Source organism: Stenotrophomonas sp. CS3K5, assembly GCF_059515225.1.
In genome coordinates this window covers 305,989-325,575 of the sequence record NZ_JCAKRX010000002.1, presented here as the reverse complement: position 1 = coordinate 325,575, position 19,587 = coordinate 305,989, and the positions used below count along the sequence as shown (strand labels likewise).

The 19,587-nt window shown below is 68.2% G+C and carries 16 protein-coding genes and 2 pseudogenes; 9 read left to right on the top strand and 9 right to left on the bottom strand.

What is annotated here, in order from left to right:
- Nucleotides 1-180: 180 nt before the first annotated feature.
- Nucleotides 181-1,167: an NUDIX hydrolase gene (locus AC5YGJ_RS04060; RefSeq protein ID WP_249843957.1), complete on the top strand. Its 987-nt coding sequence runs from the start codon at nt 181-183 to the stop codon at nt 1,165-1,167.
- A gap of 38 nt (nt 1,168-1,205) precedes the next feature.
- Nucleotides 1,206-3,068, top strand: a complete 1,863-nt coding sequence (locus tag AC5YGJ_RS04055) for a hypothetical protein (RefSeq protein WP_496185805.1) — start codon at nt 1,206-1,208, stop codon at nt 3,066-3,068.
- Nucleotides 3,069-3,096: 28 nt separating this feature from the next.
- On the opposite strand, the gene AC5YGJ_RS04050 is transcribed toward AC5YGJ_RS04055, so the two are convergent.
- The 4 genes and pseudogenes from AC5YGJ_RS04050 to AC5YGJ_RS04035 form a co-directional block, all read right to left on the bottom strand.
- Nucleotides 3,097-4,671, bottom strand: coding sequence for a CocE/NonD family hydrolase (locus AC5YGJ_RS04050; RefSeq protein ID WP_496185804.1), 1,575 nt, complete (start codon nt 4,669-4,671; stop codon nt 3,097-3,099).
- A gap of 155 nt (nt 4,672-4,826) precedes the next feature.
- Nucleotides 4,827-5,066: pseudogene (locus AC5YGJ_RS04045) on the bottom strand (YadA-like family protein); the annotation flags it as partial.
- 291 nt (nt 5,067-5,357) lie between these two features.
- A pseudogene (locus AC5YGJ_RS04040) lies at nt 5,358-5,921 on the bottom strand (YadA family autotransporter adhesin); the annotation flags it as partial.
- 240 nt (nt 5,922-6,161) lie between these two features.
- Nucleotides 6,162-9,518: a S8 family serine peptidase gene (locus AC5YGJ_RS04035; protein WP_496185803.1), complete on the bottom strand. Its 3,357-nt coding sequence runs from the start codon at nt 9,516-9,518 to the stop codon at nt 6,162-6,164.
- A 292-nt stretch (nt 9,519-9,810) separates the two neighbouring features.
- Here AC5YGJ_RS04035 and AC5YGJ_RS04030 point away from each other — a divergent pair, with 292 nt between their 5' ends.
- The 3 genes from AC5YGJ_RS04030 to AC5YGJ_RS04020 all read left to right on the top strand — a co-directional run bounded on the left by AC5YGJ_RS04030 (nt 9,811) and on the right by AC5YGJ_RS04020 (nt 12,959).
- Nucleotides 9,811-11,115, top strand: coding sequence for a hypothetical protein (locus AC5YGJ_RS04030; RefSeq protein WP_496185802.1), 1,305 nt, complete (start codon nt 9,811-9,813; stop codon nt 11,113-11,115).
- A gap of 298 nt (nt 11,116-11,413) precedes the next feature.
- Nucleotides 11,414-12,154 (top strand): DNA/RNA non-specific endonuclease, encoded by a 741-nt coding sequence (locus AC5YGJ_RS04025; RefSeq protein ID WP_496185801.1) that lies wholly within the window; start codon nt 11,414-11,416, stop codon nt 12,152-12,154.
- A 109-nt stretch (nt 12,155-12,263) separates the two neighbouring features.
- Entirely contained in the window at nt 12,264-12,959 is a 696-nt protein-coding gene (locus AC5YGJ_RS04020; protein WP_249843950.1) for an HAD family hydrolase, read from the top strand.
- A 7-nt stretch (nt 12,960-12,966) separates the two neighbouring features.
- Here the strand turns inward: AC5YGJ_RS04020 and AC5YGJ_RS04015 are convergent, their stop codons facing one another.
- The 4 genes from AC5YGJ_RS04015 to AC5YGJ_RS04000 are packed head-to-tail and all read right to left on the bottom strand — an operon-like array spanning nt 12,967 to nt 15,014.
- Nucleotides 12,967-13,197, bottom strand: a complete 231-nt coding sequence (locus AC5YGJ_RS04015) for a hypothetical protein (protein ID WP_309340851.1) — start codon at nt 13,195-13,197, stop codon at nt 12,967-12,969.
- Entirely contained in the window at nt 13,194-13,619 is a 426-nt protein-coding gene (locus AC5YGJ_RS04010; protein WP_496185800.1) for a VOC family protein, read from the bottom strand. The genes AC5YGJ_RS04015 and AC5YGJ_RS04010 overlap by 4 nt, the downstream gene beginning before the upstream one ends.
- Nucleotides 13,620-13,629: 10 nt before the next feature.
- Nucleotides 13,630-14,091, bottom strand: coding sequence for a helix-turn-helix domain-containing protein (locus AC5YGJ_RS04005; protein ID WP_249843947.1), 462 nt, complete (start codon nt 14,089-14,091; stop codon nt 13,630-13,632).
- Complete coding sequence (locus tag AC5YGJ_RS04000) at nt 14,088-15,014, bottom strand: LysR substrate-binding domain-containing protein (RefSeq protein WP_496185799.1); 927 nt, start codon at nt 15,012-15,014, stop codon at nt 14,088-14,090. Before AC5YGJ_RS04000 ends, AC5YGJ_RS04005 begins: the two co-directional genes overlap by 4 nt.
- Nucleotides 15,015-15,105: 91 nt before the next feature.
- On the opposite strand from AC5YGJ_RS04000, the gene AC5YGJ_RS03995 reads away from it, so the two are divergent.
- From AC5YGJ_RS03995 to AC5YGJ_RS03980, 4 genes are all read left to right on the top strand, one after another.
- A complete protein-coding gene (locus AC5YGJ_RS03995) occupies nt 15,106-16,146 on the top strand; it encodes a hypothetical protein (RefSeq protein ID WP_496185798.1) in 1,041 nt (346 codons plus the stop codon).
- A complete protein-coding gene (locus AC5YGJ_RS03990; RefSeq protein ID WP_496185797.1) occupies nt 16,143-17,024 on the top strand; it encodes a TolB family protein in 882 nt (293 codons plus the stop codon). Before AC5YGJ_RS03995 ends, AC5YGJ_RS03990 begins: the two co-directional genes overlap by 4 nt.
- Before the next feature lie 62 nt (nt 17,025-17,086).
- Complete coding sequence (locus tag AC5YGJ_RS03985; protein WP_496185796.1) at nt 17,087-17,629, top strand: GFA family protein; 543 nt, start codon at nt 17,087-17,089, stop codon at nt 17,627-17,629.
- Nucleotides 17,622-17,930, top strand: coding sequence for a DUF6958 family protein (locus AC5YGJ_RS03980; RefSeq protein WP_249843942.1), 309 nt, complete (start codon nt 17,622-17,624; stop codon nt 17,928-17,930). Before AC5YGJ_RS03985 ends, AC5YGJ_RS03980 begins: the two co-directional genes overlap by 8 nt.
- Here AC5YGJ_RS03980 and AC5YGJ_RS03975 read toward each other — a convergent pair whose 3' ends face one another.
- Nucleotides 17,931-19,286 (bottom strand): sigma-54 interaction domain-containing protein, encoded by a 1,356-nt coding sequence (locus AC5YGJ_RS03975; protein WP_496185795.1) that lies wholly within the window; start codon nt 19,284-19,286, stop codon nt 17,931-17,933.
- Nucleotides 19,287-19,587 lie beyond the last annotated feature (301 nt).

The window sequence follows — 19,587 nt, the reverse complement described above, 5'->3', positions numbered from 1 at the left end:
GACCGGCCCCTAGAGTGATCGCACGTCAATGCAACGTGCCGTGGTCCATCGCGCTGTGTTGCCGCCTCCACCCCTCAAGCCCGCAGGAGCGAGACATGGCAACCCCTTCGTGGAACCCGACAGCAGTGTGGTGCGCAGCCACCGTCCCTCATCGTCTTCTGCGAGTAGGAGGGTGATGCCATGAACCAGGTCTATGTCGCTTTATGGGATGGCGACCACTACCTGATCACCCGCAAGCGGGTGTTCAACAGCTGGTGGGGCAGCAACGCCGTCGTCGTGCTCTCTGCCGAGGCGATGGTCGCGGTGCTGGCCATCTGCACCTCCGGTACCGCGGCCACCGAACAGCAGTGGAACCAGGCGGCGGACCTGTTGTCCGATGCCCTGCGCGCCGCTGATTCCGTGGCGCGCGATGGCGAGCGTTCGCTGCCGCAGACCGGCGACGCGCTGGCGCAGGCCCGCGACAACGCGGATCACAGGGCCCCCATTGCCGAGGTGGCATTGCAGACCCTGGCCGCGCTTGAGTTGCTGTACACCGAGCGCCCGGAGACACCGCCGCCTGGAAGTGTGGCGCGCACCACCGTGGCTGAGTTGTCGGCGGCGTTGCAGCCCGAGGCGGGAACCGCGCCGGACTGGGCCGGCGCCCAGGTGCTGGCCGCGCGCCTGGTGGTGGAGGTTCGCGAATGGTCGGATGCGATCGTGCCGGTGCTGGTCAACCAGGCCGGCCAGTGGTCGTTGCCCGGCGGTGGGCGCCTGAACGACGAATGGCGCGAGCACACCGCACGCCGCGAGTTTGCCGAAGAGCTGGGCATCTGGCTGTCGCAGGGACACGCTGCGTGTGACCTGCGTGCACGCGTGTTCCCGGAAGGCGGCGGCAGTTTCTCGCTGGTCCGCTTCCGCACCACACCGCACGAGCTGCAACGGGTTGCGGATCTGGCCGCGCGCAACACCCGCGGCCTGCTCGGCAGTGCGCGCCCTGCGGCAACGGCTGTTTCGGACTGGGAAGTGGACACCGCCGTGCTGGTCGCCACCCGCGATCTGCGCCGGTATCTCGGTGTGCGCATACCGGTATCGGTACCGGGTGCGGCCCGCGCGTTGGCGCGCGCCCGGCGCAGCAGCCAGGCCATCGACTGGTACGGCGCGATCGCCGCACTGCTGGCCCCGCGCTGAGCCGCCCCCCCTGCCCCACTTTCCCTGCGAGGCTCCCCATGAAAGAAAGCACGCCGGAACGCGAGGCGCGTCGCCACATCAGCAAGCAGTTGACCGCGCAGATCAACAACGCCCAGGCGTACCCGGAGGTGCGCTCGGTGGTGGTCAAGGCCCTGTCGGACATCAAGGACCGCCTGCGCAGCCTGGTCAGCACGGTCCGCCGCGATTACAACCTGAGGCCTGAGCAGGCGCTGCTGTTCTTCTACGTAAAAGGTGGCAACGCCCTCGACGCGTTGATCGAACGCCCGGCAGAGCCGCCGCCGACCCTGTTCGACTTCGGCAGGTCCGACTGGGACACCCAGATGGTGATCAATCCCTGGATTCCGATTCCGGCCCAGGACGCCCTGCACGGAGGGGTGGAGGACATCGTGATCGAGGTGATGGGCCCGGCCGGTCTGAACATCGCGCTGGAGATCAGCCTCGCCCCGCCCGCGCAGAACCCCTTGTGCGGCCAGGTGGTGGATCTGACCACGGTCGACATCTACGTTCCGCCGGGCCAATCGTGCCTGGTGACCTGTGACAACCCGCAGACCTTCCGCAAGGTCTACGAGCGCGACCGCGCCGGGCTGCATCTGTTCACCAGCACGCCGTTGAAGGGTATCGGATCGACCAAGGCAGCGACCGCACCATCCAATGCGCCGGTGCTGCCGGCGCCGGCGCCGCAGGTGGTGCCGCCGGTGCAACCCGCGCCAGCACCCCCACCTCCACCTGGGATCATTCTCAACGATGGCATCAAGCCGTTCGTGCTGTATCGCCTGGGGTATACCTGGCATGCGCGTTGGGTGAAGGATCCGCGCGCACCCACCGGCGATGATCCAGTGACGCCACGGCCGATCCTGATGGAACTGATCGATGTCACCACGCCGCGCCGCGACACGGTTGAAGCCATCACGGTGTGGTCGGACATCGTGCGCAACCATCTGGTGATCACCGAAGATGCCGGTGCCGATGAGCGCTGGCGCTTGCCGCTGCCCAGCATGGAGTATCACCTCTGGGAAGGCTTGACGATGCTGTGCGAGATCGCGGCCTATCCGAACTGGCCCGGCGCCGACAAGCTGGACAAGCGCCGCCGCAACGTGCAGCGCATCCACGACTGGTATCTGAATCAGCAGCGTGATCTGTCGGTGTTCCAGCGGGTGATCGACGGCATCTCCGCCACGCCGGTCCATACCGTTGGCGCTGACTGCATGAAGCAGGTCGATGCCTGCATGACGGCGGTGAAGGACGCCATGCGCGACGCCATGGCAGGCGTCGAACAGGGTGCGCTGACCGTCCGGCAACGGAATCAGCTGATGGCGGGGCGCCAGTGGGGCATGCAATGGATGGAAACATTGCTGCAGCGCCTGGGCGCCCCCCTCGGTACCGCCTGCGGTTTCAGCGATGACCTGGCGCTGGTGGCAACACTGGCGCAGAACCCCTACCTGGACCTCAACCGGGTGCCGGTCTCCGGCGTGGACTACGCGGTGGTCATCCGCACCGACTACGCCACGCTGTGCCGTGCGACGATCGCCAACTGCATGCAGGCGCTGGACTGGATTGACGGCCGGCACGTGACCATCGAAGACACCCTGCACTCGACGGTGCGCCCCACCGGCATCAGCTACGAGCGCACGCTGGTGATCTTCCACGCCAAGCGCGCGCCCTCGGCACGCCTGGCCAAGGCGATCATCACCCTGACCACGGCCGATGCGGTGGGCTGCCCGTTCCGTGACTCCCCCACCGGGGCCGGACAGGTCGCCCCGCTGCTGGACATGGACAACCAGCGCAAGGTTGCCGCGTCGATCATCCAGGGCTTCGTGCAAAGGGCCACACTGTCCAAGCAGCACGAGGCGATCCGGACCCTGCTGCCACAGCCGCTCTGAGCTGTGGCATGCAGGCTGCCGGTGCGCCTCAGTGCAGCGGCACCTTCAGCAGCGAAGGCGACGCGGCCGGCGAGCTGAAGGTCACCGCTCCGCCCAGCTGGCTTATGCCGGCGTAGCGCAGATCCACCGTGTCGATCACCAGCGTCAAGCGGCTGCCGGCCGGCAGGCTCCAGCTGCTGGCCTCCAGGCGCAGGTCCAGGGTCTGTGCCTGGCCCGGCGTCGCATCGCGCAGCGTGTAGGGTTTGTGGCTGATCAGCTGTCCATTGCCAAGCACGTCTTCGGCGTAAAGGTAGGCATACAGCGTTGTATTGGCGCGGCTGGGCGTGACCGTGACGCGCAGCTCGGGCGTTCCATCGAGCCGGCGCGCGCTCCACTGCACTGGGCCCTGCCAGACGCCGGCGGCACTGCGGCCCACGAACGGAATGTACGCGCCCGGGGGCAGGTTGATCATCTGCAGGGCGCCTGATGCCATCGCCACGCCCGAGTTGGCAACGGTCAACAGGCCACTGCCGATGCGATAGTTCCAGCCGGTGCTGCGGCCGTTCTCGGCCAGGCCGCCGGTGGGCAGCAGCAGGCCGCCGGGTGCAGTGAGCGCGTAGCTGACGGCGCCATTGCCGGTGGCCTGCCAGCTGGGATAGCGGCTCCACAGGCCCTTCTGCGACTTCAGCTGCACCGCGGCCTGGCGATCGATGCCGTTGTCCACGCCCTTGAGGTAGTGATCGAACCAGTCGCCCGCCTGCTCATAGACTTCATTGGGAATACCCAGCGCACCGAGCAGCTCGTTGAGTGCGTGATCGCCGTGGCGCAGCTGCAGCTGCTTGGGCCCTTGCAGGCGGTTGAAGAAGTCCACCAGCTGGCCGGGCGGGAACAGGCTGTCATTGAAGGCGTTGGCGAGGAACACCGCCGGCCGGTTGGCGTTGATCTCATCCACGCTGCTGGCCGGGCTGCGCTGGGCCGCGACCGGCAACAGCGAATCGACTGCACCCTGGAAATTGCCCAGCAGCACGTTGCGGTTGATGGTGGCCAGCTCGGAGCCCGGGCGTCCGGTGGCCAGCCCGGCCGCCACCAGCAAGGCAATGCCCTGCGCGCTGGGGGTGCGGTTGCTGTACAGCGAGGCCTCCAGGTCGGCCCAGCCGCTCAAGGCGGCCACGACCTTGATGCGTGGATCGCGCGCGGCCGCCAGCAAGCTGGTGCCGGCGCCATAGGAGATACCCGAAACGCCGATCCGCGCCGGATCGGCGCGCGTGTTGTCCAGGGCCCAATCGATCAGCGCACTGACATCTTCGACCGTGGCCGGGCCGGCAATGTCGATGTTGCCGCCCGACTCCCAGAAGCCGCGTGAGCTGTAGCTGATGACGATGTAGCCTCGGCGGGCCAGGGCTTGCGCCACGCCCACGTACTCGGCGCTGGGCACAGCCCAGCTGCTGGGCATCACCAGCAGCGGGAACCGTCCGCTGCCGGCGTCCTGCGGCTCGATGACGAAGGCGCCAAGTGGCGTTCCGTCCCAGCTGTTGATGGTGGTATGGGTGGTCTTGACCGTGGCCGCCCAGGCGGAGGGTGCCAGGCCCGTCAGCAGGATCAACATCAGCACCAGCTTGCGCATCGTCGTCTCTCCCCGTTGTTGGTATGCAACGGGCTGGACCGTACCAGTGCGAATGGTGGCTGGCACCTTGCGACGCAACACGCCGTTGGAGGCATGTTGTCAGGCATTCAATGCTGAACAGGGGGCGTTACCCGCCCCCTGCCCGCGGCCCTCGACTACAGATCGACGCCGAAGCCCATGCCCGCGGACTTCTCGCCATTGCTGAAGGCCCCACCCAGCGAGAACGAAGCGCGCTCGCCGATGCGCTTGCCGTAGCCGATCGACAGCGCCTGCTCACCGCCCTGGAAGCCGGCACCCACCGCAATGCGACCGCGCGGGCTTTGCGAGCCAGCCGCATTGATGGCCATGTTCAACATCGCCGAACTCATGGCGCCCATGCGATCGATGCGCTGATCCTGGTGGCGCAGCCGGCGCTCCATCTCCTGGCGCAGGCCGTTGTTGTCCAATGCGAACTGGGCCAGGCGCTGATCGGTGTAGGCGTTGGCCGTGGTGACCGCCTGCGCCGATTTGGTGTCGGTGTAGCCATTGGCCGACGACAGCGTGGCTGCGCTGCTGGCATCGGTATAGGCGTTGGCGGTGGTGACGGCGGCCGCGGCGCGGGTGTCGGTGTAGCCGTTGGCCGAGGACAGCGTTGCCGCACTGCTGGCGTCGGTGTAGGCATTGGCCGTGGTGACGGCAGCGGCGGCCCGAGTGTCGGCATATCCGTTCGCCGACGACAGCGTGGCGGCGTTGCCGGCGTTCATCTGGTTGAGATTGACCGCATCGGTGCCCTGGGTGGCGGCGGCCACATTGGTCAATTGACGTTCGTTGCCGGCACTGCCGACCGACACCGAGTTGGCACGATCGGCCACCGAGCCGTTGCCGAGTGCAACGCTGTCGTTGGCCGAGGCCACGGCACCGTTGCCCAGTGCGCTGCTGTTGCTACCACTGGCTTCGGACAGACTGCCCACCGCGGTGCTGTTCTCGCCGCTGGCCGTGCTGCCGGCACCGGACGCCGTTGCGAACGAACCGGTGGCGGAGCTGCCGGAGCCGCTGGCGCTGCTGAAATCACCACTGGCGGTGCTGCTGTCACCGATCGCTGCGCTGTTGGCGCCGGACGCGGAGGCGCCCACGCCGACCGCCGCGCTCTGGTCGCCCGAGGCACTGCTGGCGGCACCGACGGCGGTGCTGCCGGTGCCGCTGGCGCTGGCGCCGGTACCAACGGCAGCGGACAGATCGCCACTGGCATCGGCTCCGTTGCCACAGGCCATCGACGCGGCGCCGCCGGCGGTCGCGCCACCACTGGAAACGCCGCCGAACCCATCGTCCAGCTGGCAGGTATCACCGGCCCACGCCGGCGCGGTTGCCATGGCCAGCGCCACGGCAAGGATGTGCTTGTGCATCGTCTTCACGGTACCCCCAAGGTCCATCAAGGAAGGTCTCCGGCCACGGCCGGAAACGCTGGAGAACGAGCCGGCCCCTGCGGGACCGGCCCGGATGCTGCGCGCGCCTTACGGTGTGACCGTCAACGCAACACGCACGGCGGTCTTCGGCGTGGTGGGGTCATTGCTGCCCACGCAGACGAAGCCGGAGTAGTTGCCTGGCGCCAGCCCACCGGCGTTGATCTGCACCTGCGTGGTCTGGTTGGCACCGGCCACGATGCGGCCAAGCGCACGCGAGGGCGTACCGATCCAGCCGGCACCGCAGGCGTTGCTGCCGCCCAGCCCGTAGGCCAGGCCCGGCGCACCGGTGGTGGCCGACCAGGCCCCGCTGCCGTCCGGGTTGATGATCGCGCCGCGGTACACGCTGTCGCCGCTGGTGGCGTTGAACCAGAACCAGCTGGTGGCCAGCGGTGCGCGCACCGATACCACCAGCCAGTAGCGGCCGGCAGGCAGGCTGACGTTCTGCCCGGCGGCGGCCATGTCCAGGTTGATGCTGGCCAGGGTGGCAGACGTGCTCACGCCCGCGCTGCCAACGGTTGCGGTATGCGACCACACTGCCAGTTGCGGGCTCGATTCCGGATTGCCTTCCGGGTTGCCGCCGACGTCGCGGAATATCGACCAGTTGAGGTTGGTCGAGGTGGCCAGCGAGCCGCCGTTGACGAAGCCATCGGCCACGATGCGGGTAATGCCGGTGGTCTCGCCGAGGGTGAAGTCATCGGCGGACAACTGCGCGCGCGCACCGACCGAAGCGGCATCGGTGAAGCGCGTGGAGCGGCGCCCGTTGGCGTTGTTCGGCGCCTGCGCGACCAGCGTGCGGGTGCCTACCCCGGAGTTGTCGATCTGCCATTCCAGCGGCGAACCGCCGGTGTTGGTGATCTGCAGGTTCACCGAGCCACTGCCTCCGGTGGGCAGGGTCAGCGAGCTGGTCGGCGGCGTGGCGGCGATCTGCGGCGGCGGCACCGAAACTGCAATCGGCAGGCGCAGCAACGGCTGGCTGGTGTCACCGCCCTGCGGCGCCACGGTCAGGCGTGCGAACCGCCAGCTGCCATCGTTGGGCACCGCACCGGTGGTGACGATCACCCGAACCGCCTTGCTTTCGCCCGGCGCCAGGGTAAACACCGACGGCGACACCACTGCCGTCAGGCCGGTCACCTTCGCCGTCCAGGTCTGCCGGGTCGGCAGCACGTTGCGGAACACACGGGTGAAGCTGCAGCTGTCCGGGCACTTGCGCTTGCCCATGCTGGCGATGTTGAGCGAGGCCACATCACCGCCGTTGGCGGGGTTGGCGGCCAGGAAGTTGGCCTTGGTCTCGTTCAGCACCAGACCGGCGCGCAGTGCCTGATCGACCTGGATGCGACCGGCGCCCATCGCGAACGGATCGGCCGGGGTGACGCCGTCTTCCTTCATCACCTCCTGGCGCGCGGTCATCATCAGCGCCGAACGCGCTTCCTGCACGGTCCAGTCCGGTCGTGCCTGGCGCAGCAGGGCGGCCGCACCGGCATGATGCGGTGAGGCCATCGAGGTGCCATCCATCAGACCGACCGCGTTCTCCGAGCCGGTCACGCTGGTACCGGCCACCACCGCCAGCACGCGCACGCCCGGCGCGGTCACGTCCGGCTTGACCAGATCGAACACGCCGGCCGGGCCGCGCGAGCTGAAATCACCGAGCACATCCGGTGTGTTGCTCACCTTGGTGGCCGGATAGGCGATGCCGCCGGTAGCGGCATTGCCCACGCTGTTGGCAAAGGTGCGCAGCGCATTGGCGTCGGCCTGGTCGATGGCGAAGGCCGGGATGGTGGCGCCCGCCACGTTGGGCAGGATCGGCGTGGGCTGGTTGTTGGCGATCAGCACCGCGATGGCGCCGGCACCGGCCGCATTGTTGACCTTGTCGCTGAAGTTGCACGAGCCACGCCGGACCACCGCGATCGCGCCCTGGAAGGTGTTGGCCGGGAATGCGGCGCAGCCATCATTGGCGGTGTCGATGCCGGCACTGACCCGCAGCGGCGTGCTGGCGGCAATGGGCGTGGTGAACGGCACGCCACCGGAGCCCTCGGTCAGCAGGATCACACTCAGCTCCGGCGGCACCACGCCAGGCCCGCTTACCGCGGCGTACAGCTCGATGTCGCCGCGCCCGTGGGTAGCCGCGGCGGTGCTGCCGGTCCAGGGTTCCAGATGCCCCAGGGTATTGGGGCCCGGGCCGGAGTTGCCGGCCGAGGTCGCCACATAGATGCCCGCATCGGACGCATTGAGGAAGGCCAGCGACACCGCTTCACCCCAGGGTGCGGTGCCGCCGGCAATGGAGTAATTGATGACATCGACCACGCCGTCGGCCAACGCCTGGTTCACGGCCGCCAGTGTCGAGGTGTTGGGGCACAGGCCACGGCCGCTGGACACCTCGGTGTAGCAGGCGTCGTAGGCGATCAGGTTGGCGCGCGGGGCCACACCGGAAATGTGGATCTGGTTGCCACGGTAGGACGCGGTGTGCGGATTGCCTGCCGCAGTCGACGCGGTGTGGCTGCCGTGGCCGTTGGTATCGCCGAATCCAGGCTCTTCGCGTACATCGGCCACGCCGCACTGGTTGCCCGGTGCGGTGCAGACAAAATCGTAGCCACCGATCAGCTTGCTGTTGCAGCGTCCCTCATCGACGCCACCGGGGGCACAGGTGCCCAGATAGGTGCCTGCGCCCAGCGGATTGATGTGCTCGTAGCCATCTTCGGCGCGGGCAGTGAAAGCCGGACTGCCGAAGTTGATGCCCGAGTCGATGACGCCGACCACGATGCCCTCGCCGCGATACGGCGTCGGGGTGGCATTCCACAGCGCGGTGGCACCGATCAGCCCCGGACCGACATCGGTGTCCTGTTCGTACTCCTTGTACTCCTCCACCAGCTCCACTTCGGGCAGCTGGCGCACCTGCTCGGCTTCCTGCGGATTCATCTGCAGCACCGAGGCGTTGATCGCGTGCTGCATCCGGCGCTCCACGCGCACGCTGCGGCCGAGCGTGGCGTTGATGCGCGCTTCGTGCTGCGCCTGGCGACCGGCCAGGAAGCGCACGTAGTCGCGCGAGCGTGCGCCCTGCACGGCGATGCGCGGGGTGGGCGTATTGCCGGTGGCCGCCGCGGCGCGTGCGGCACTGGCCGAGGGCCGCAGGCGTTCCGGCGCCGCCAGGCCCTGGATGTCGCCCTTGTAGGTGGCCAGCGGTTCCTCGCGGTAGACCACGATGTAGCGGTTGGACAGCTCGCCCAGGCTGCTGCCGGGGCCGGTGGCGGCCGGACCGGCAGGGTTGCCGGCACGCGCATCCACCGAGGGATTGCCGGTTTTCGACTGGGTGGTGGTACTACGCACGCCGACGGCGGCGGCCGCCAGAGCGGCACCGGCCACCAGTGTCAGCGCGACCCATTTGCTTCGTTTGATCCATGCATTGCGCATCGAATACCCCTTCAATGAAAGCCCGAGATGCACGCCGGCGCAGCGCCGGCGCTGTGGTGTCTGGTGCTTCAATTGCTGGTGCCGCGCGTCGTCCCCAACGCTGCACACCTCGCTGCGTCCCCGGCAGCGACCCCGACACTACCCTAAAATTTGACGTGTCGCACAGTTTTTGTCGCACGACGGCGCGGCGCCCCGCTGTACGCCCGGGTATGGACGGCGCCATCGCCCCGCCAACGGCGATCGGCCGCAACCGCTACCATGCGCGCACGCCACACACCGATGCAGGGATGCCATGGAGTTGCGACGTTACGCACTGATGTGCCTGTTGCCTTGCGTGATCGGGCGGGCGGGCGCGGTTGAAACACCGATGGCCGATGCTGCGGCGCATGCTGTTTTCAGGGAAGCCGATGCGCTGTGTCGCGCTGACGACGGCGCGCTGTGGGGCGCATCGCTCTGTGGACCGATGATGCTGGTCGATGCCGCCAGCCGTGAGCTGAAGGCATCGCAGCAGGATGCACAGGGCGCCCTGAGCGCGCGTGGCGCGGTCTTCGTCGGCCAGCTGCCCCCCGATGCACTGGTGGCCAACACCGCCATCGACTGGTCCGGCAAACGCTGGACACAACTGCTGTGGCCACTGCCACAGAATGACGCGCGGCGCCGCACGTTGCTGGCGCACGAGATGTTCCATCGCCTGCAGCCGGCACTACCCATCGCCAGGCCGGCCGAAGGCGGTAATGATCATCTCGACACCCTCGATGGGCGCTATCTGCTGCAACTGGAATGGCGCGCACTGGCCGCCGCACTGTCGGCCAACGACGGCGACGCCCGACGCGTCGCGCTGAGCGACGCCCTCGCCTTCCGGGCCGAGCGCCATCGACGTTTCCCCGCGGCCGCGAAGGAGGAAGCGGCGCTGGAATTGAACGAGGGCCTGGCTGAATACACCGGCGTGCGGGTCGGCAATCCGACACCGGCCGCACGTATCGAGGCCGCGCTGCACGATCTTCGCGCACACGTCGACGACCGCAGCTTCGTCCGATCGTTCGCCTATGCCACCGGCCCGGCCTACGGCCTGCTGCTGGACCAGGCCGCACCGCGTTGGCGCAGCGCGCTCGGCCAGCACGCCCGCGATCTCGGTACGCTGCTTGCGCAGGCGTCGCGCATCGAACCAGCCCTGGACGAACCGGCGATGCGCGCGGCGGCCAACCGCTACGACGGTGCAGCGCTTCACCGCGCTGAAACGCTGCGCGCGCAGCATCGGCAGGCACAGATTGAACGCAACCACGCGCGTTTCGTGACCGGGCCGGTGCTGCGGCTGGATCTGCGCCGCATGCGCATCCAGTTCGACCCCAACAGCGTGCAGCCGTTGCCGGGCAGCGGCGCGGTGTATCCGACGCTGCGCCTGACCGATGACTGGGGCACGCTGCAGGTGACCGACGGTGCGCTGATGCAGAGCGACTGGAAAGCCGTGCTCGTGCAGGCCCCGGCAACGGGCGGGCCGCTTCTGCAGGGTGACGGGTGGTCGCTGCAGCTCGCGCCGGGCTGGGCGGTGGTGGCCGGTGCACGCGCTGGCGACTACATGCTGAAGGCGCAGCCCTGATCTGTTCGGCAGGCAATGCCGGGCCTTAGCACGCGCGCATTTCACCCACCCATCGCCTGATCTGACACGTCGCCAGTGCTTGCGCACTGTCACAGGTTCGCCTTTTCCTCGTTGACCGAAAGACGACAGCTTGTGACGCTTGTGGCACCGCGCGGCCGGTCTGGCCGCTTCGCCGCGGTCACGCTCCACCGCAATCGGCAGCACCCGCATTCCGCATCCGCAGTGCCTCCCCAACGACCTGGCTACGGCCAGGGCGAGGTGGACCGCTGCGCCCTGAATCTTCTGCTGGAGAACTGCAATGCGCCTTGCAAGCTTCGTCTTCGCGTTCGTCCTCAGCGCCTTCGCCGGCGCCACCCAGGCCCAGGTCGTCACCCTCAACAAGGGCGGCTTCGTGCTGACCTACGATTGCAGCATCCACAGCGCCACCCGCTACGAATACACGCTCACCGCTGACACCGGTTCGGCGGCGCGGCCGTCCAGCTTCTACAAGGACCCGGACCTGCCGGCCGGTTGCCTGGGCCAGAACAGTACCGCCTCCTACGCCAGCATCAAGTCCGGCTACGACCGCGGCCATCTGGTCACCTCCAACCACATGGACTACAACGCGACCTACATCCGTCGCGCCAACTACATGACCAACATCGTTCCGCAGGTGTCCAGCTTCAACCAGGGCATCTGGGTGAAGGCCGAGAATGTGGCCGAGTGCTACCGCGACATCGCGCCGGTGGACGTCTACGGTGGCGTGGTCTACGGCGATGCCGCCAACGACTACTTCCTGGCCAGCCATGGCATTCCGACGCCGGAGTTCTTCTGGAAGACGATCATCACCCGCGACCCGAACACCGGTACCGCCAAGGCGATCAGCTGGATCATCCCCAATGAAGCCAACCTGGGCAGCCTGGACAGCTACCTGGTGACCATCGCCGATCTGGAGGAGCTGCTGGGTGCCAGCTACGTGGCCATCAACGCACCGGCCTCGCTGAAGAACATGCTGCCGGCCACCACCTGGCCGCAGCCGGCCGGCTGCGACCTGGGCTGAACGGCGCAAGGGCGGCATCCGGGCATGCGGCCCTGAGCGCATGCCCGGCTTCGGCCGCTGTGGGACAATGGCCGGTCATGGCAGCGCAGCCTTGTTCCAGGAGCTTCAGATGTCCCCCTACCCCTTCGATGCCGTGTTGTTCGACTGTGACGGCGTGCTGGTCGATTCCGAGCCGCTGGTGGCCCGCGTGCTCTCGGAAATGCTGACCGAGCGCGGCTGGCCATTGACCCCGGCCCAGGCCGGCGAGGTCTTCCTCGGCCAGTCGGTGGCCCACCTGGCCGGGCTGATCGAAGAACGCACCGGCAAGCCGTTTACCGAGGCATGGCTGGAGCAATTCCGCCAGCAGCGCAACATCGCACTGGAACGCGACCTGCAAGCCATCCAGGGCGCGCCGGCGGCGGTGCGCGCGATCGCCGCAGCGACCGGCGGGCGTATTGCCTGCGCCTCCGGTGCCGACCTGCACAAGGTCCAGCTGCAGCTGGGCAAGGTCGGCATCCTCGACGCCTTCGGGGGCCACGTCTACAGCGGCCAGGACCAGCCGAACACCAAGCCGCACCCGGACGTCTACCTGGCCGCCGCGGCCGCGCTGGGCGTGGACCCGAAGCGCTGCGCGGTCATCGAAGACACCGTGACCGGCGCGACCGCCGGCGTTGCGGCCGGTGCCACCGTGTTCGGCTTCAGCGAAGGCGGCCCGCACCACAGCACGCCGGAGGCACTGCGTGCGGCCGGTGCGCAGGTGATCTTCCAACGCATGGAGGATCTTCCGGCGCTGCTGGCTTCCTACGCCGCCGACGCTGCGGCCTGAGCCTGCATCACCCCGCAGCACCGGGCGCGGTGCTGCGCCGTCTGCCTGCGTAATGCAACGCGAACAGGTACAGGCCGGTGAACAATTGCAGGAACAACGGCGGCAACGGCGAATAGGTGATCCACGCCGCCGGCTCCCCCTGCCCCAGGCCTCGGGCGATGAAATTGGCGATCACCGCCACAGTGAACACGATCGAGGTCCAGCGATGCACCGGTCGCGACCAGCTGCCGCGGCTCATTGCCGCTGCCTCATTTCGGAACGGGCTTCAATCATCTTCCAGCCGTTGCCGGAGGGGTCACGGAATCCGGCATCGATCGCACCGAAGCGCTCGATCGGTTCCTGGGTGAACTCCACGCCCTGCGCCTGCCATTGCGCATGGCGCGCCCGGCAATCCTCCACGGCCAGCACCAGCGGCGGCATCGCGCCCTTGGCCACCAGCTGCTGCAGGGACAGTGCCGTCGCCGCATCGTGGGTCGGCGGTCCGGGCACGAACAGGCCCAGCTGGAATCCGTCCTGGCCGGGACTGCGCACAGTCAGCCAGCGATAGCTGCCGTTGCGGACATCGCTATGGACTTCGAAGCCCAGTTTGCCAACGTAGAAATCGAGCGCTTCATCCTGGTCGCGTACATACAGGCCGACCGTGTTCACGGTGTTCGTCATGGGACCTCCCTCAGGTGGAGTCCACGTTAGCAACCGCCTGGCGGCGACGCTTCTCCAAAACTGCGATGTTGAGGTCCGGGCGCTGCGCGGCGCGGGCGTGGCATTCGGGAACGTGATCGGCACCTGCATGGCCGGACCGCTCGCGCAGGCGCACATTGCCTGGGCTGTCGCCGGTGATGTCACGGAAGATCCGGCCGAAGGTGCCGAGGCTGGCCCAGCCGGTCTGCGCCGCGATCTCGGTGACCGGCAGATCGGTCTCGCGCAGCAGCGCCACCGCCCGCTCGATGCGGCGGCTGAGCAGATAACGATGCGGCGGCAGGCCGAAGGCCTGTTTGAAGGCCCGCGCGAAATGCGCGGTCGACACCGCACTGACCTCGGCCAGGCGCGAGACCGGCCAGTCTTCGTGGCTGGCACGGTCCATGCGGTCCTTGGCACGCAGCAGGCGGCGCAGCAGTTCCGGGCTCTGGCTCATGGCATCACCGCGCGGGCCAGGTGCTGGCGTGCCGCACGCCGGGCCTGGTCAGCCTGCTCGCCGAGCCAGTCACGGAATGCGCAGACCTTTCCGCTGCGACTACGTGCAGACGGGGCCACGAACCAGAAGCTGCGCCCGTCGCTGGCCACGCCCGGATGTGCCTGCAGCAGGCGTCCACTGTCGAGCTCGGCCTGGAACAGGATCGGCGACCCCAGGGCGATGCCCTGCCCCGCAATCGCAGCCCCGATATCCAGATGCTCGGCGGCAAACGGGCTGACCACGCTCTCCGGCGCTGGCGCCGGAATATGCCCGTGCGCGGCAAACCACAGGGCCCACCAGTCGGGCCGCCCGAGCAGCGGAACATCCAATACCCGACGTCCAAGATCCGCAGCCGCAGGCAGCAGGGAGGGCGCGCACAGCGGAGTGAAAATGCTGGGAAACAGCGGCGTGGCCTGCAGCCCGGGCCACTGGCCATGCCCGTTGCGGATGGCCGCATCGAAGCGCCCGGCGGCCAGGTCCTGCGGCTCGGCCGACAGGTCCAGTTCCAGCACGATCTGCCGATGGCGCGCGCGGAAGCTGCCCAGGCGCGGCGTCAACCAGCTGGTACCAAGTGTCGGCAGCGCGGAGAGGCGCAGATGCGACGCATCCATGCCCGCCGCACGCATGAAGCCGGCACGAAGCGCATCAAAGGCCCGTGTGGCCTCCTGCGCGGCGCTGGCACCGGCTGCGGTCAGTTCCACATGCTGCGCATGTCGCAGGAACAGGCAGGTGCCCGTCTGCGCCTCCAGCCGCCGTACGTGGTAGCTCACCGACGCCGCGCTGGTGTCCAGTTCCTCGGCGGCACGGGCGAAACTGCCCAGCCGCGCCGCCGCCTCGAAGGCGCGGATGGCGACAAGCGATGGCAGCTGGCGTTGGTTCACCATAAGTGTGGCTTAGCCTGAGCCCCGATACCTGTGTGGTCAATCCCCCCCTGCCACCGCAAGCATGGGGCATCTTCGGCGCAGGATCACGCACATGGATCGACGGCAGTTCCTGGCCTCCCTGGCCATCGCAGCGGCCACCCGTGCGCTGCCCTCCGGCACCGCGCCCGCAGGCCCCGCCGAGGATTGGCGATGGCTGCAGGGCAACTGGCAGGTACGCCACCAGCGGCTGAAGGAGCGCCTGGTGGGCGATACGCGCTGGGAGTCTTTCGCTGGCAGCAGTGCGGTCTGGCTGACCCTGGGCGGACGGGGAACCATCGATGACAACGTGATGGCTCTGCCTTCAGGCGCCTATCGCGGCCTCGGCGTGCGCGCCTTTGATCCGGTGTCATCCACCTGGTCGATCTGGTGGATCGATGGACGCAACCCTGGGCGCATCGAGCCGCCCGTACGGGGGCGCTTCGACGCAAACGGCGGCACCTTCCATGGCACCGATCGGCTCGACGGAAGGCCGATCGACGTGCGGTTCCGCTGGCACGACATCCATGGCAAGGAACCGTGGTGGGAGCAGGCCTTCTCCGCCGATGGAGGCATGCACTGGGAGATCAACTGGCGCAACTGGTTCCGCCGAACCGCTGCGGCACCAGCTCCCCTTTCGACGCTACCCGATGCCCCGGCTGATTTCGACTTCCTGGTGGGCCACTGGAACGTCCACCATCGCCGCCTGCGTGCACGCCTGGTAGGCAGCGATGCCTGGGAGCATTTCAACGGAACCCTGCACAACTGGCCGGTACTGGGCGGGTACGGCAACGTGGGCGACAACCTGATGGACGTGCCTGCCGCGCCAGTGCGCGGAATGGGCATCCGCGCCTGGAACGCGCGCAGGCGGCACTGGCTGAGCTGGTGGCTGGATGGTCGCGCACCCACCCGGATCGGCGCCCCCCTGCGAGGCGCCTTCGAGCGCGGTGTCGGAAGGTTCTTCGGTGAAGACCAGCACAACGGTCACGCGGTGCAGACACGCGTGGTCTGGTCGCGCATCACCCCACGGTCGGCGCGCTGGGAGCAGGCCGCCTCCATCGATGGTGGACGCAGTTGGGAAACCAACTGGGTGAGCGATTTCGAGCGACAGGCATGAAGGCGCTGCTGGCCACGGTGCTGCTGGCATCGACGGTGCTCGTGCCCTCACCCTCCCGGGTGCTGAAGTTCCTCGATCCGGTCGAACGTTTCGCGCCCGGCGTTGCATCCACGCGCTATGACGAGGTGCGGCTGACGTTGAGCCCCGACGGCAACACCGCGCTGTGGTTCAGCCGCAACCGCCCCGGCGGTCCCGGCGGCCATGACATCTGGATCTCGCGGCGCGATGGAGAGCGCTGGCGACCGGCGACGCCGGCGCCGTTCAACACGCCTGGGCGTGATTTCGATCCCGCATTCTCTGCAGACGGGCGCGCGGTGTACTTCTGTTCGGACCGCGCAGGCGGCCAGGGCGGTGACGACCTGTACCGGGTCAGCATGGATGGCGACGGCCGCTTCGGCCACCCCGAGAATCTGGGGTCCGCAGTGAACAGCGCAGCAGACGAGTTCGCGCCGATGCTCTCGCCGGACGGTCGTACGCTGTTGTTCTCCAGCGATCGGGCGGGCGGCGCCGGTGGACATGATCTCTACAGCGCCGGCATGCAGGACGGGAAGGCTGCGCCTGCGCGGCGGCTGCCAGGAGACATCAACACCGCCGCGCAGGAGTTCGATGCTACCTTCCTCGACGATGGCCACACGGTGGTGTTCGCGCGCGCCCTGGACTTCGGCAAGGCACCGGTCCGCCAGTTCATCGCCTCCGCATACGGCGGCCGCTACGGCGCGGGCCAGCCCTTGCCCTCGCCGGTGAACGAACCCACTGGCGACAGCTACGGCGCCATGCTGGATGGTTCGCACCCCCGCACGCTGACCTACTCAGCACGACGTCCCGGTGGCGAAGGGCTGGACCTGTACCGGGTCCGCTACCGCATCGAGCCGCCTTGAAGGCGGCTGTTGTCGATGTCTGGCATGGCGGTTCGTCGAGAAGGTGAACACCCCAGGAGAAGATGCAGATGCCGTCTCAACAGTTGCTGGCCTGCGCCTGCGGCCAGGTGCGCCTGACCGTCACAGGCAGTCCCATCGCCACCGTCGAATGCTGCTGCGACAGCTGCCGCAGGGCGGGTGTGCAGCTGCAGTCGCGGCCCGGCGCCCCCGAGGTGCTGGGGCTGCATGGCGAGACGCTGTTCGTCATGCATCGCAAGGATCGCGTCAGCATTGACGCAGGGCACTCCCTGCTGAGCGCGCTCCGGCCATCGACCCAGGGCGGCAGTCGTCGCGTGCTGGCACGCTGTTGCAACACACCGCTGTTCCTGGAGTTCAGCGGCGGCCACTGGCTGAGCCTGTACGGACTGCTTTGGCCCGCATCGGCAAGACCGGCCGTGGAAATGCGCACGATGGTCGGTGACCTTCCCGATTCCTCGGCCCTTCCCAACGATGTGCCGAACCTGAAGACCCGCTCCCTGTGCTTCTACGCCCGCCTGATGAAAGCATGGATCGCCATGGGCCTGCGCAGTCCGCGCATCGAGATCGCCGAAGACCCTCATGGCTGAGTCCGGGCGGATCGAGATCGAGAGCATCACCACGCCCGGCCACACCCAGCGCGTGGATCGCGCCAAGTACATGGCCATGCGCAATGCCCTGCTGGACGCGCTGCCAAAGCAACCGCCGGGGATGACGGTGGCGCAGGCCAAGCAGGCGCTGCTGCCGGGGCTGCCCGCATCGCTGTTCCCGGCCGGTGCAACGGCCGGATGGTGGTTGAAGGCCGTGCAGCTGGACCTGGAAGCCAAGGGCGTGATCGAACGTGTCCCAGGCAAACCGCTTCGACTGTTCAAGCACAGGGCCGCGGACTGATCAGCGCTGCGCAGGCAGCTCCAGCCGGTGCTTGCGGCACAGGCGGTACACCGTCACCCGCGAAATCTGCATCTGCCGGGCGCATTCGGACACGTTGTAACCGGTCTGGCGCAGGGTCTGCAGCAGCACATCACGCTCGGCCTGGCCGCGCGCATCGTGCAGCACCGCACCGGGCAGCACCTGCACCGGTGCGCCCAGCTCCAGATCACGCTCGTTGATCAGCTCGCCCTCGGCCATGATCGCCGCCCGCTGTACCCGGTTCAGCAGCTCTCGGACATTGCCGGGCCAGTCGAAGCGGCGCATCGCCTGGATCGCCGCCGGCGAGAAGCCACGCGCGCGGACGGCATGGCGCAGGCGGAAGCAACGCAGGAAGTGCTCGGCCAGCAGCTGTACATCGGCGCCACGCTCGCGCAAGGGCGGCATCAGCAAGCGCAGCACGTTGAGGCGGTAATAGAGATCACTGCGGAAGCGGCCGTGGGCCACCGCGTGCTCCAGTTCGACGTGGGTCGCGGCCAGCACCCGCACATCGGCGCGCAACGGCTGGCTGCTGCCGACCCGCTCGAAGGTGCCTTCCTGCAGCACCCGCAGCAGGCTGGTCTGCGCCTCCGCAGGCAGGTCCCCCACTTCGTCGAGGAAGACCGTGCCGCCCTGCGCGGATTCGAAGACACCGATCTGCCGCTTGTCGGCGCCGGTGAACGAGCCGCGCTCGTGACCGAACAGCTCCGACTGCACCAGATTGGCCGGAATCGCCCCGCAGTTGACCGCGATGAACGGCTTGCCCGCGCGCCCCGACAGCGCGTGCAGCGCGTGTGCGGCCAGTTCCTTGCCGGTGCCGGTCTCACCGGTCACCAGCACCGGCAGCTCCACCGGAGCAAACTTGTGCAGCACCGTGCGCACCGCATGCAGCGCCGGGCTCTCGCCGATCAGGGCGCGCGGCCCCTGACCGCTGCACCCCGCCTCAGCGGGCGGCTGGTCCGCATCGAACTGCTGGCGCATCGCGCTGACCAGATCCTGCAACCCGAATGGCAGCGTGAAGCGTGCCAGGCAGTGCTGCAGCAACGGCAGCCACGCTGCCGGCATCGCACCTGCGCTGGGCGGCAGAACCGCCAGCCAGGGCAGATGCTGGTGCTGCTCGATCCACGGCATCAGCAGCTGCAACGCGGCTGCATCCAGGTGGCGAAGGTCCAGCACGGCCAGCAGCCGGTCACGCCCGCGCAGCCCGATGGCCATGCCCGGATCAGGATGGATGCTGCGCACGTACCAGCCTGCGGCCGCCAGCGCACTGCGCTCAATCGCCAGCGGTTCACCAAACCAGAGTACGCAACGCGATGTAGAAGCTTCCGGGACCGCCGCCATGCTTCCCCCAGCAACCGGACACCGTCGGCGGACTGTCGAGCAATCACCGGCGTGCCGCCCCCCCACCGGGACTTCCAACGGCCACCACGGCGGCCTTTGTCTGGCGGATCCTAGCGCTGCGCTAAACGGCTGCGCAATGAGCGCCGCGTCAAGATCTCGCCAGCTGAAGCGGCACCGTTGCAGTCGGCGGCCGCACCTGTAACAGGAATGCGACAGGCCGCGCCCCGCCTTGCCCTGCGGCACTTGGTGCTGCGCAATCCCAACACTTTTCCCACACGGTTGTAACACCCTGGCGCCACCC

What these genes read in the sequence shown, in the direction of transcription:
- AC5YGJ_RS04055 (WP_496185805.1), top strand. Translation starts at nt 1,206, where the DNA reads ATGAAAGAAAGCACGCCGGAACGCGAGGCGCGTCGCCACATCAGCAAG.
- AC5YGJ_RS04010 (WP_496185800.1), bottom strand. Translation starts at nt 13,619, where the DNA reads ATGACGAACACCGTGAACACGGTCGGCCTGTATGTACGCGACCAGGAT.
- AC5YGJ_RS04000 (WP_496185799.1), bottom strand. Translation starts at nt 15,014, where the DNA reads ATGGTGAACCAACGCCAGCTGCCATCGCTTGTCGCCATCCGCGCCTTC.
- AC5YGJ_RS04020 (WP_249843950.1), top strand. Translation starts at nt 12,264, where the DNA reads ATGTCCCCCTACCCCTTCGATGCCGTGTTGTTCGACTGTGACGGCGTG.
- AC5YGJ_RS04030 (WP_496185802.1), top strand. Translation starts at nt 9,811, where the DNA reads ATGGAGTTGCGACGTTACGCACTGATGTGCCTGTTGCCTTGCGTGATC.
- AC5YGJ_RS04025 (WP_496185801.1), top strand. Translation starts at nt 11,414, where the DNA reads ATGCGCCTTGCAAGCTTCGTCTTCGCGTTCGTCCTCAGCGCCTTCGCC.
- AC5YGJ_RS03985 (WP_496185796.1), top strand. Translation starts at nt 17,087, where the DNA reads ATGCAGATGCCGTCTCAACAGTTGCTGGCCTGCGCCTGCGGCCAGGTG.
- AC5YGJ_RS04060 (WP_249843957.1), top strand. Translation starts at nt 181, where the DNA reads ATGAACCAGGTCTATGTCGCTTTATGGGATGGCGACCACTACCTGATC.
- AC5YGJ_RS03990 (WP_496185797.1), top strand. Translation starts at nt 16,143, where the DNA reads ATGAAGGCGCTGCTGGCCACGGTGCTGCTGGCATCGACGGTGCTCGTG.
- AC5YGJ_RS04015 (WP_309340851.1), bottom strand. Translation starts at nt 13,197, where the DNA reads ATGAGCCGCGGCAGCTGGTCGCGACCGGTGCATCGCTGGACCTCGATC.
- AC5YGJ_RS04035 (WP_496185803.1), bottom strand. Translation starts at nt 9,518, where the DNA reads ATGCGCAATGCATGGATCAAACGAAGCAAATGGGTCGCGCTGACACTG.
- AC5YGJ_RS03995 (WP_496185798.1), top strand. Translation starts at nt 15,106, where the DNA reads ATGGATCGACGGCAGTTCCTGGCCTCCCTGGCCATCGCAGCGGCCACC.
- AC5YGJ_RS04005 (WP_249843947.1), bottom strand. Translation starts at nt 14,091, where the DNA reads ATGAGCCAGAGCCCGGAACTGCTGCGCCGCCTGCTGCGTGCCAAGGAC.
- AC5YGJ_RS04050 (WP_496185804.1), bottom strand. Translation starts at nt 4,671, where the DNA reads ATGCGCAAGCTGGTGCTGATGTTGATCCTGCTGACGGGCCTGGCACCC.
- AC5YGJ_RS03975 (WP_496185795.1), bottom strand. Translation starts at nt 19,286, where the DNA reads ATGGCGGCGGTCCCGGAAGCTTCTACATCGCGTTGCGTACTCTGGTTT.
- AC5YGJ_RS03980 (WP_249843942.1), top strand. Translation starts at nt 17,622, where the DNA reads ATGGCTGAGTCCGGGCGGATCGAGATCGAGAGCATCACCACGCCCGGC.